Origin of the sequence: Blautia luti (assembly GCF_013304735.1) — a bacterium.
Lineage (GTDB): Bacteria > Bacillota > Clostridia > Lachnospirales > Lachnospiraceae > Blautia_A.
On record NZ_JAAITI010000007.1, the window covers coordinates 110,746 to 122,700 of the forward strand.

8 protein-coding genes are annotated in these 11,955 nt (G+C 41.1%); all 8 read right to left on the reverse strand.

What is annotated here, in order from left to right; genetic code table 11:
- Positions 1 to 17: 17 nt before the first annotated feature.
- Positions 18 to 971 (reverse strand): tRNA (adenosine(37)-N6)-dimethylallyltransferase MiaA, encoded by a 954-nt coding sequence (gene miaA, locus G5B06_RS05970; protein ID WP_173771539.1) that lies wholly within the window; start codon positions 969 to 971, stop codon positions 18 to 20.
- Positions 972 to 998: 27 nt separating this feature from the next.
- Positions 999 to 3,110 carry a DNA mismatch repair endonuclease MutL gene (mutL, locus tag G5B06_RS05975; RefSeq protein WP_173771541.1) on the reverse strand — a complete coding sequence of 704 codons (2,112 nt, stop codon included), beginning with the start codon at positions 3,108 to 3,110 and terminating at the stop codon, positions 999 to 1,001.
- A gap of 4 nt (positions 3,111 to 3,114) precedes the next feature.
- Positions 3,115 to 5,733, reverse strand: coding sequence for a DNA mismatch repair protein MutS (gene mutS, locus G5B06_RS05980; protein WP_173771543.1), 2,619 nt, complete (start codon positions 5,731 to 5,733; stop codon positions 3,115 to 3,117).
- 168 nt (positions 5,734 to 5,901) lie between these two features.
- Positions 5,902 to 7,179, reverse strand: a complete 1,278-nt coding sequence (locus G5B06_RS05985) for a tyrosine-type recombinase/integrase (protein WP_118034480.1) — start codon at positions 7,177 to 7,179, stop codon at positions 5,902 to 5,904.
- Between the two features lie 70 nt (positions 7,180 to 7,249).
- Positions 7,250 to 7,504: a helix-turn-helix domain-containing protein gene (locus G5B06_RS19780; RefSeq protein WP_417182703.1), complete on the reverse strand. Its 255-nt coding sequence runs from the start codon at positions 7,502 to 7,504 to the stop codon at positions 7,250 to 7,252.
- A gap of 37 nt (positions 7,505 to 7,541) precedes the next feature.
- Positions 7,542 to 9,101 carry a hypothetical protein gene (locus G5B06_RS05995; RefSeq protein WP_173771545.1) on the reverse strand — a complete coding sequence of 520 codons (1,560 nt, stop codon included), beginning with the start codon at positions 9,099 to 9,101 and terminating at the stop codon, positions 7,542 to 7,544.
- A gap of 640 nt (positions 9,102 to 9,741) precedes the next feature.
- Positions 9,742 to 11,127 carry a PcfJ domain-containing protein gene (locus G5B06_RS18945; protein ID WP_244094532.1) on the reverse strand — a complete coding sequence of 462 codons (1,386 nt, stop codon included), beginning with the start codon at positions 11,125 to 11,127 and terminating at the stop codon, positions 9,742 to 9,744.
- 190 nt (positions 11,128 to 11,317) lie between these two features.
- Positions 11,318 to 11,932: a hypothetical protein gene (locus tag G5B06_RS18950; protein WP_244094533.1), complete on the reverse strand. Its 615-nt coding sequence runs from the start codon at positions 11,930 to 11,932 to the stop codon at positions 11,318 to 11,320.
- Between the last annotated feature and the right edge of the window lie 23 nt (positions 11,933 to 11,955).

An 11,955-nucleotide genomic window follows, 5' to 3' on the forward strand; every position in this document is an offset into this window, starting at 1 on the left:
ATTTTTCCTTTTTTATTTTATTTGGCAGGCAGGATTCCCTTTTCCCTGCATACAGAAAGCATGTAGGAAAGGATCCTGCTGTCATCGTAATCAAAGTTACCTTTATCTACCCAGGTTACCTCGCCTTCTCTTCGGAACCAGGTAAGCTGGCGTTTGGCAAAATGTCTGGTGTCACGTTTCAGGATGCGGATGGCTTCCTCGTAAGGGTATTCTCCGTCCATCCAGTCCAGGATTTCTTTATAGCCCAGACCCTGCATGGAAACCATTCCTCTGTGACAGCCCATTTCGCGGAGTTTTTTTACTTCTTCCACCAGTCCGTTTTTCAGCATTTCATCCACTCTTGTGTCAATGCGTTCGTAGAGAAGGGGACGTGGTGCGTTCAGGACAAAATAGGCCAGGGCATAGGGGCTGGTATGCTCCTTCTGCTCTTCATTATGTTCGGAGATCCGGGTACCGTTCTGTTTATAAAATTCCAGGGCACGGATCACACGCTTGACATTGTTCTCATGGATATCTTCGGCTGATTTTGGATCAACCTTGGCAAGCATATCATGGAGAAAGGAAGGGCCTTTCTGTTTTGCCAGTTCTTCCAGCTCCCGTCGGTAATGGTCATCCTGGTTGGAACTGGTAAAATCAATATCTCTGGTTATGGACTGAATATAAAATCCGGTGCCACCTACCAGGATTGGGATCCGGCCTTTGGTGTAAATTTTATCCATAGCTTCTTTTGCCATCTGCTGAAAAAGAACGATATTAAAATCTTCTGTGGGCTCCAGTACATCCACCAGGTGATGGGGAACTCCATCCATTTCTTCCGGTGTGATCTTGGCGGAACCGATATCCATGTGGCGGTAAACCTGCATGGAATCTGCAGAAATGATCTCTCCGTTTACTGCTTTTGCAAGGGCAATGGAAAGTTTTGTTTTCCCCACGGCAGTAGGTCCGGTAAGGACGATAAGAGGTTTTTTCATAGATTTCCTCCGTTTATGATAGGTATCTTATACGATACGTTTGAATTTTTTTTCAATCTCTGTCTTATTCATGGCAATGATGGTTGGCCTTCCATGAGGACAGTTATATGGATTTTCCAGTGTCAAAAGTTCATCGATCAGCTTGTCTGCTTCCTGAGGTGACATGGAATGATTGCCTTTTACAGCAGCTTTGCAGGCCATAGTTGCAAGCCTTGCGGTAAACAGTTCAAATGCATCTTTGGAGCCGTCTGCGTTAAGATGGTCCAGCATTTCCAGGAACAGCTCTTCCTCTGTCATTCCCAGAAGACTGGATGGCACTGCACTGATACTGTACTCTCTTCCGCCAAAAGGCTCGATCTCAAAACCGAAATCCCGGAAATACTTTTCGTTTGCTTTCAGAAGATTTTCTTCCTCAAGGCTAAGTGAAACGATCAGCGGCGGGCTTACATACTGGGACTGGATGTTCTGGGACTGAAACAGCTTTACGAATCGCTCATAATATACTTTTTCATGGGCTGCATGCTGGTCGATGATATAAAAATTATCTTCGAACTGTACCAGCCAGTAGGTGTCAAACAGCTGTCCGATCAGCCTGTGGCGGCTTCTGGATTCAGGAGCAAGAAGCCGTTCTTCGAACAGTTCCAGCTGTTTTGGCTGTTCCTGTTCACGTGGCGTAACCGGCTCACTGCTTACCGAAGGAGGAGTCGATTCCGCAGGCTTTTCAGAGATCACTTCAGAATCCGCTGTTTCTGCAGCGGAATTCTCTTTTCTTCCGTCTTTCAGCGTTCCGGAAAACATTTCCTCTTCTTCTTTTGTAAAGGGCTGCGATCCATATACGGGATTTTCCTGCAGGGAATCCACATGCCTGTATTTATCAGTAGAAGAATCTGAAGAACTGTGAGCTGTTTTTGCTGAGCCATAGGAGACTGTACTATTTGCCGGCTTACTGTAAGGCACAGATGTAACCGGGGATGTATGTACTTCAGAAGCTGGTGGTGTAATATGGGAAGATATATTTGCGGTCCGGTTCTGGTGGCCGTACATCTCCTGCCGCCGTTTTACCTCAAAAGGCTCCGGAACATTTCCTGGCTTCATCTGCTCGTTGTGTGATGTCGGTTCGTCTTTTCCAACAGATACCTGCGGAATCAGTTCTCTGTGGGTTACAGCCTTGCGGACAGTTTCATAAATGGCTGTATAAACTTCCGTCTCTCTGGCAAAACGCACTTCTCTTTTTGCTGGATGCACATTGACATCCAGGTCATTGCCATCCATTTCAATCCGGAGGGAAACAAACGGAAATTTATGCTGCATGACAAAGCCTTTATATCCATCCTCAATAGCCTTGGTAATAATCTTGTTTTTTACATACCGGCCATTGATATAATAATTTTCAAAAGTACGGTTTCCTCTGGAAATCTCCGGCTTTCCTACAAATCCCTCGATCTTCATGAAATCATTTTCGTAGGAAACTTCCAGAAGCGCTTTGGCGATATCCCGTCCGTAAACACTGTAGATCACATCTTTTACACTGTAGTTTCCGGAACTTGACAGTTTCACCTGACGGTTCTGAATATATTTAAAGGAAATTTCCGGATGTGAAAGTGCCAGCTGTTCCATCAAAGTGTTGATGTAACCGGCTTCTGTCATGTCGGATTTCAGAAATTTGCTTCTTGCAGGTGTGTTGTAAAAAAGATTCCGGATCAGGAAGGTGGTTCCTTCCGGTGCGCCCATCTCCTCCAGAGACTGTTCTTTTCCTCCTTCGATCACATAGCGGGTACCACTGATGGCGGAAGGTGTTTTTGTGATCAGTTCCACCTGGGAGACGGCGGCAATACTGGAAAGAGCCTCGCCACGAAAGCCCAGGGAGGCGATGTGTGTCAGGTCTTCTACTTTTTCAATCTTGCTTGTAGCATGTCGGAGAAAAGCAAGAGGAACCTGTTCTGCTTCCATTCCGGAACCGTTATCTGTGATTCGGATCAGCTTTTTTCCGCCATCTGTGATCTCTACTGTGATGGCGGTAGCTCCTGCGTCAATAGCGTTTTCCACAAGTTCTTTTACAACAGAAGATGGCCGTTCTACAACTTCTCCTGCCGCGATCTTATCAATGGTATTTTGGTCTAAAACTGCAATTTTTCTCAAGGGATCACCACCGGTTCTTTATTTTGTTCTGCAGGTTATAGAGAATATTCAAAGCTTCCATAGGAGTCAGATTGCCAATCTCCAGGCCTTTGATCTCTTCAATGATATCATTATCCTGCACCGTGTCAAAGAGTGACATCTGTGCCATATCCACCTGGTCATAGGTGATCTTCTGCTTTTTCTTCGGGGCAGTCAGATCTTTTACCGCTGCGGTGATATCTGCGTCACTGAGCTCTTCCACCAGTTCCTTGGCACGCTGGATCACGGAATCCGGAACACCGGCAAGCTTGGCTACCTGGATACCATAACTCTTATCAGCGCCGCCTTTTACGATCTTACGCAGAAATACGATATCGTCGCCTTTTTCTTTGACAGCAATACAGTAGTTGTTGACACCGGAAAGTTTTCCCTCCAGCTCGGTAAGCTCATGATAGTGAGTTGCAAATAAGGTCTTGGCACCACAGAGCTTGGTGTTGCTAATGTGTTCAATTACTGCCCAGGCAATGGAGAGACCGTCAAAGGTACTGGTTCCACGTCCGATCTCATCCAGGATCAGAAGGCTTCGGGAAGTGGCATTGCGAAGAATGTTGGCAACTTCTGTCATCTCCACCATAAAGGTACTCTGTCCGCTTGCAAGGTCATCGGATGCGCCCACACGGGTGAAAATCCGGTCAACCACACCGATGTTTGCACTGTCTGCCGGAACAAAGCTTCCTATCTGTGCCATCAGTACGATCAGGGCTGTCTGGCGCATGTATGTGGATTTTCCGGCCATGTTCGGTCCTGTGATAATGGAGATCCGTTTTTTGTGGTTGTCAAGATAGGTATCGTTTGGAATGAACATATCATTTTCGATCATTTGCTCCACAACCGGATGACGGCCGTTTCGGATATCAATGATGCCTGTTTCATTGATCTTCGGGCGGACAAAATTATTTCTCTGTGCAACCAGTGCAAGGGAGGCAAAAACATCCAGTGCAGCCACCGCTTTTGCAGTACGCTGGATACGGACAACTTCCGCTCCAACCTGATCACGGATATTGGAAAACAGCTCAAATTCCAGCGCATAAAGCTTATCTTCGGCTCCCAGGATCAGATCTTCCAGATCTTTCAGCTCCTGAGTGATGTAACGTTCTGCGTTGGTAAGGGTCTGTTTGCGGATATAATCTTCTGGCACAAGATCTTTGAAAGTATTGGTAACTTCCAGAGAATATCCAAATACACGATTGTACTTGATTTTCAGGCTTTTGATTCCGGTACGTTCCCTCTCCCTTGCTTCCAACTCAGAGAGCCATTTTTTTCCATCGGTCCGGGAGCGGCGGAATTTGTCTACATCTTCGTTATATCCTTCCCGGATAATACCACCGTCTTTCTGGGCAAGGGGCGGATCATCGGTGATGGAATTACGGATTAGAGCAGTAATATCTGTCAGTGGATCCATATCTTCATTGATTTTAGTAAGCAGTGGAGACTTAAAATCGGAAAGAATCTGTTTTATATAAGGAAGCATTTCCAGGGAAGAGGCAAAAGAAACCAGATCTCTCGGATTGGCGGATTTGTAACTGATACGGCTGATCAGACGTTCCAGGTCATAGATCGGATTTAAGTATTCCCGGATCTCATCCCGTTCCATAGGTCGGGCATTCAGTTCTTCCAGGGCACCCAGTCTCTTTTCGATTTCCTCTGCATCGATCAGTGGCTGCTCCACATAAGACCGAAGTGTTCTGGCTCCCATAGCTGTTTTGGTCTTGTCCAGTACCCAGAGAAGAGAACCTCTTTTCTGTTTTTCGCGCATGGTTTCCACAAGCTCCAGATTACGACGACTGGAGCTGTCGATAAGCATGTATTTCTCGGCAGAGTAAGGGCGGATACTTGCCATATGGGAAAGTGCTGTTTTCTGTGTTTCTTTCAGGTACAGAAACAGTGCACCGGAAGCAATGATCCCGCTGTCGTAGTCACCGATTCCCAGTCCCTCAAGATTTCCCACATGAAAATGTTCTTTTAGAGTTTTCTGACACAGCTGATCGTCAAAGTACCAGGGATCCAGGGCGAATACGCAGATTCCAAGGCGTCCTTTCAGATCCTCCACATCCACACCACTTAAAAGAAACGCATCGTTGCAAATGATCTCCGCAGGTGTGAATTTATTGATTTCATCCAGAAGTTTCTGAGGCTTATCCAGCTCTGTGAGAAAGCAGTCACCAGTTGTGATATCTGCAATGGCACAGCCAAAATGATCTCCGATGGAGACAATGGACATCAGATAATTGTTTTTGGACTCGTCCAGTGACATGGCATCCAGTGTGGTTCCCGGTGTGACAATACGGACAACTTCACGTTTTACAAGACCCTTGGCTTTTTTCGGATCTTCTACCTGTTCACAGATGGCAACTTTATAACCTTTTTCAATCAATCGGTTGATATAAGTTTCCGCAGCATGAAAAGGAACGCCACACATGGGCGCTCTCTCTTCCAGTCCACAGTCTTTTCCGGTAAGTGTAATCTCCAGTTCCTTGGATGCAGTCAGTGCATCCTCAAAGAACATTTCATAAAAATCGCCCAGACGGTAAAAAAGGATACAGTCGCTGTATTCTTCTTTGGTCTTTACGTATTCTTTCATCATTGGTGATAATACACTAATATCCTCCGGAAACCCAGTGTTTATGCGGCTTTTAGAAGTTCCAGGTGTTGATTTGACCACATTATTACGATAGTTTTTTCCCTCGTTAGTGTTTTTGTCTATACTCAAGTATTTAAACCTCTCTTTAAAATTTTATCTCCATTTGCAAAATCAGGTTTCTGTTCCGTATTTTTGAATATACAGTTCGTATTCGTCATCTATATGTTCTTCTTCAATGTGTGTATAATAATTAGTCATTTTTTCATCAGAGTGTCCAGCTATTTTCTTTACTGTAGCGGCATCCATTCCCGATTGAATGCATCTTGTTACAAAAGTATGACGGAAAATATGAGGATGAACATCCATTAAATTCGGATCTCTGTTCTCTTTTTCTGCCAGAGCAATTTCATGTTTATTAACAATCCCAACAATCCGCCTGCATTCTGTTTGAGCTGATGATGGAAGATAACTTCTTCCTGAAGATGTTGTAAAAATCAGACCGGGATATTTTTTTAAAAGTATATTTGGTTTTCCCCAGTTTTTCCCCAGTTTTTCTTTATCACGATCCTGTTTTTCCTTCCAGCTCATAAAAGCAGCAATCACTGCATCCGTTAATGGAACCTTTCTATTGCTGGCACTTTTCTTTGGTGTTGTAATCTGAATAGTAGAATACCTTTCAGGAAGTTCATTTCCTTTCGAATCATAATATTTTGTAACTCTGTTTAAGGTTTTATATACACGAAGCTTTTCATGCTTAAAGTCAAGATCACACCATTCTAGGGCAAGTGCTTCCCCTATACGTAATCCTGTATGAAGAAGAATAAAAAAGAGTTCATAATACCGGGTATTCTTGCAGCTCTCAAGGAAACGATGAGTGTCATATATACTAAGACATTTTTCATCTTCTTGTTCCTGCATTATCTTCTCATCAGGTATTTCACCCGGTTCTTCTTTAGGCAGTTTAATATCGGCTACGGGATCTATGGGTATCATTTTTCCACCATATGCCTTTTTGAAAAGCTGACGGACTACACTTAATGATTGTATTACCGTTGTACGTGCATATCCTTCTTCTTCGAGTCCCTTTATCATGTCAAGAATATGTGTTGGACGGACCTCTATTAACCTCATGTAACCAATATATTCTCTTACTCGCTCAAAACCATTTACATAGTTACTTAAAGTGGTTGCTTTAACAGAATGCACCACATAAATAAGCATCCATTTTTCATACCACTTTGAAACAGAAATTCTAGGATCATATCCTGCAATTCCGGGGGAAACATTAGCAAGGTAGGCATTTCTTTCTTTTTTTAGATGTTGTAAATTTGTACCATAAATTGAAAACGTTTTTCCTGTACCGCGAACGAAAATTCTGGCCTCATATCGTCCATCTTTTCTTTGATATAATCCTTTTCCTAATTCTTTACCCTTTAAGTTTTTGCCCATAACACCACCATCCTTTCTGATGATAATGCATGGCACTGGATATATATTTTAGCACAACAAAAAAAAGCTTTCAAGACTGCCGATCTATCCATTTTTGAAATTTTTTCTTATCAATCAGTGTTCTGCGCCCAATCCGTACCATGAAACAGTTTTCATTCATCAACGATCTCATTGTTTTCTCAGAAAGTCCTGTAAGCTCACAGGCTTCTTTAACGGATATAAGAATTTTATCGTTATTTGCTTCCGGCTGTGTTTTTTTTCGCAACATATATAACCGGTCAATATCTGCAGGCAGATGATATTGACCGTTCCTCCTCTCTATCATATAAATTCCAAAAAAGGCTGCCTGCTGGCCTTATAGGTTAATTCAATATTCTACGTTCCTGTTGGCTGACATAATACTCCACTGCTTCCTGTAAACTGCATCCGGCCCTATGGCTTCGACTTATTACACTGCTTTTATTTATTCCTAATTCCTCACAGCATACTTTAAGCGATGGATAAACAGTTCCATGATATTCAAATTCCGGGTTACTTAACATTTTTTTCCTTTTTCTCGTCATAAAATGTGTAAACGATTCTTCAAGAGAACAATTCTTATCTCGTGCTCTTTGTCTCACACATATATCATCAATACCATATTTTTGACAACATGCCCGGAGACTTCGATATTCTATTCCTTTAAATGTAAATTTTTGTATTCTTTCGGCAATCATATCTTTATTTTCAATAAAATGCTCCAATGATTCTTCCATAGTACAATTCAATCTATATTTTCTTGAAGATACACTGTCAGCGTTGACTCCATATTCCAGACAGCATTCTTCCAAAGACCTATAGGTTTTGTCTCTAAAAATAAATACCGACGGCTGTGTTTCCATTCTGGCTTTCTTTATGAAATGATCCAAAGATTCTTCAATGCTGCATTCTGTTGTTTTGGCACGGTTACGCACACTGGAAGCATTAACGCCGTATTCAGCACAACATGCTGAAACACTTTTATACTTTTTTCCTTTATAAAAGAATCGCATTTTCGGTGTTTCTGTTTCCTTTTTTTGAATATAATATTTCACAGCTTCTTCCCATGTACACTTTTTTCGCCAAGATCTACTGCGTACACTAGATTCATTAATTCCATAGAATTCACAACATTGTCCAAGTGAGATATATTTATTTCCCTCATAAAAAAAAGCCTCTTTCGCACGATGCCTTTCTTTAGCCATCACCTGATTTTCAGGAATTTCTTCTTTTTTCGTTACTTCTTTTGGCATACAACCTTCCATATGAGAGATAATTTCTTCCATAACATCCGCGTGAGGACGTTTCGCTTTAAATACTGCTGAACTTACTGACTTTGGCTTTAATCCATACGCAAGACAACATTCCGTAAAATTTTTGTATTCTTTTCCACGGAATTCAAAGGCTCTTTTCTCTTTAGATTTGATATAATGTGTAATCGCACGTGTAGAAGAAACCCCATTCTTTTCCATATACAAACGTACTGATATAGGATTTATTCCCATGTCTTCACAACATTGAGGCAGTGATGGGTATTTCACACCATGATATGTGATTTCATGTGCCTTTTTCCATTCTATTGCCCGTTCAATCGCTTCCTGTGGTGTGCATTTTCGATTCCATATATCGGTCTTGACAGAATCTTCGTTTAAATCATAAAATTCACAGCAGGTCTTAATGCTGGCCCATTTTCGATTTCGGAATATGATCTCTTTATTTTTTTTCAATTCAATAAAATGTGTAATTGCTTCTTCAGTATTGCATTTATATTGATTCTGGTACGCCATTACACTACGGTAACATATTCCATAAAAATTACAGCATTTATGCTTACTTTCAAAAGTTCTGCCATTGTACACAAATTTGAACTTCTCCATGTAATTTGATCTGATTTTACGTGGCATAAAAACTTCTTTCCTCCTTTTATCGTGATTGGATCTGATACATGTCAAAACATTTTGCCAAACAAAAAAAGACACTCCAAGAGTCCATTTTACTCTTTTTGTGTCTTTATCGGTTGATCCGCAGACGCGGTATAAAGTATAAAATTCTGACCTCGTATCAGAATGAAATTTTATGCAATCTGCCTTGCAAAATGTTCAATTTTATCGTATCATTCCAGATATTTAATGTCAATTCCACTACAGGCTTTAAACAGTAGCAGCTGGGTAGTATTTTACTCGTATTCCTGTGAATACATACATAAACTATTGCATACATGTAAATGCCCCTCCGGTCTTTTCACCGGAAAAGGGCACTTACAGAAGGCTTTTTGTATTCATGTCATACAAAAAATCACATAAATCAAGATTGGAAATGAAACAAACATAAGCCCAAAATCAACAAAGATCAATACCAGCCAAAGCAACTTTAATTTTTCCTCCAAAGCTCATCCTCCGTTTCGAGTATATTTAAGGAATTCCATAAAATCCCTTATACTTAAATAAAAGAGAATTTCAGAGCGGTTTCCGTAAATATCCCAGAATTTTCACAGGAATTTCATTTTTACTTTTGAAGTTACTTTTGTGATATATCAATCTGCTATTATGCGGCCTGTTCTTCCACTTCCAGTCTCTCTGCCTCCATTAAATCTTCCTCCAGAATTTCAGCAAGCAATTTGTTGCAATACCCAACACCGTTTACACGAACGCCTTTGCTGCGGAGTTCTTCAATCTCTTTTTTCCTGAGACTCTGACTTTTTACAGCCAGTTTATAATCTTCTTTTGCCAGTTTCTTTTTTAATTGTTTCTGCCATTTTACAAGAAAATCCCTTGCAAGTTCGATATCTTCATTCTGCTGGTTATAAAAAGTACGTGTCTGCCTTATGGTCCCATCCGGTTCCACTTCAAGCGTATAGTACGCCTCCGTTGGTTGTTCTGTCTTTCTCAAAAACAGGATATAGGATTCCTGCTGGCTCATTCGTTCATAATAGGTTTCTGTATTATTTACGCAGTGATGCATTAGTTTTGCTTCATACAAAATGTCATCCACTTTTTCCGGTACAACGATCTGATACTCTTTGTCCGCATATTCATATTTTTTCAAATCCCTGCATATACGATTCAGACCCGGATACTTTTTTTCCAGCTCTCCGGCTCTTAAAATCAAATCTTTTGCTTCTATCTCTTTTATCATTTCATTATGTCTCTGCATGAGCTTTCGTGCACGGTAGATAACAGAATCCTGCACATTCACTCCGACCCGAATTGCCATATTGAGATAATCCTTCCATGTTTTGATTAGGTTTTTCACGGATTCCCCACTTTCTGCTGCCTGCTTTTCCAGATAATTTTTAATCTGTAAAGGAGCCATACGATCCATAATGAACATAAGATCCGCTGGTTTAAGTTTTTCCAGGCACATCCATGAAATCACATCGTCACAGATCAACTTGTTTTGGGCTTTTTCAAGCAACAGCCATTGAAGAAAAATCTCTCCCCCATTGTTTGTACGTAACCTTTTCAAGCGGAACCTGTCAATTCCCAGTGCTTTTCCAAGGTTTCCGGAATCCTTACAATAAATCTGTGCTTTATTATCCATAATGTCTTCTGCGAGATGATAAAGTCCTGCTTTAATGAGCCGTTCCAGGTAGGGCCTTTCTCTAACCATTTCAAAAAAGCTTACCGGATCTAAATACTTTTTGGCTTTTGCATATTCGTAGAATCCTGTCCTACGGAATGTCCTGTTTTTAATGCCATACAGTGATTTTCCATAAATATTTCCCATATTATATTTTTCATATGTCATATAGCCGCCGTAACCCGGATACAGTGGAACCTGTAATTTACCCTGGATCCAGCGACTTTCTTTTGTCCAATGATGACGGCCGAAATAATATTCTTTCGTATTTAATTTTTCATCATACAGGATTCTCCGGCGCTCAAAGAAAGAATATACTGGTTTTTTATATGAGCTGCTTACTATGAGCATCTGAAGCTGGAATTCTCTCAAAACAAACACATTATTTCCACAGGTCTGAAGCAGGTATGCAGTCTCTTTTGAGGTTTCTATATTTTTGGCCCGGCCCAATGCTTTATATTGAATCTGATGTCTGCATTTCGGGCAATGCCCCACTGCATTATGGTGAGGATGGCTGATTGGAACTTCGCTTTCACACCAACTACAATATCCTGTCTGATCTTTCCTGCGGCTGTAATGATAAAAGATAAAATTCTGGGTAATTCCAACTTTTTTCTGCCATCTCAGCCAGTCTTTCGGAACTTTTTGGAAGTCTATCCATGCACTGATCCCAGCTTGTCAGAATTTTTTCATATTTCATTCCCAGCCTCCGGTGTCTCTGCTCACGTTGATATACATACAGTGCATATAAAGCATCGTCATATTCACTTTCAAGATACTTTTGGATCAACGCTGTATCTGCCTCTTTCATATAAGAATTTTCCTGATATAACCATTTTGAGAAAATGGTCTTATCCAGCATACTTTCTGACCATTTCTTTGTCCGGTAATCATACCCTTTAAAAACATCGTTCTTTTTATCAACGTATAATGTATATACAGGTTTCCGACAATCCATGGAAAGATATTCTGCCAGATAAAATGCTACTTGTAAAATATTTTTTTCTACTTCTGCACGTAAATATAGCCCTCTCTGATAAATCAGCTGCTCCGTATAGTATCTTTTATCTCTTACTGGCACATCTTCTTTTGCAAGTTTTATCAGTTCATCCGTAGCTTCCAGCAATTTCATGTTACGCAATTCTTTTTTATTCATTTCCGTCCTCTCCTTCATTTTCT

Excerpts from the sequence above, each read along its gene's own strand:
- mutS (WP_173771543.1), bottom strand. The coding sequence starts at position 5,733 with ATGATGAAAGAATACGTAAAGACCAAAGAAGAATACAGCGACTGTATC.
- G5B06_RS05985 (WP_118034480.1), bottom strand. The coding sequence starts at position 7,179 with ATGGGCAAAAACTTAAAGGGTAAAGAATTAGGAAAAGGATTATATCAA.
- G5B06_RS18945 (WP_244094532.1), bottom strand. The coding sequence starts at position 11,127 with ATGCTCATAGTAAGCAGCTCATATAAAAAACCAGTATATTCTTTCTTT.
- G5B06_RS19780 (WP_417182703.1), bottom strand. The coding sequence starts at position 7,504 with ATGATAGAGAGGAGGAACGGTCAATATCATCTGCCTGCAGATATTGAC.
- G5B06_RS05995 (WP_173771545.1), bottom strand. The coding sequence starts at position 9,101 with ATGCCACGTAAAATCAGATCAAATTACATGGAGAAGTTCAAATTTGTG.
- miaA (WP_173771539.1), bottom strand. The coding sequence starts at position 971 with ATGAAAAAACCTCTTATCGTCCTTACCGGACCTACTGCCGTGGGGAAA.
- G5B06_RS18950 (WP_244094533.1), bottom strand. The coding sequence starts at position 11,932 with ATGAATAAAAAAGAATTGCGTAACATGAAATTGCTGGAAGCTACGGAT.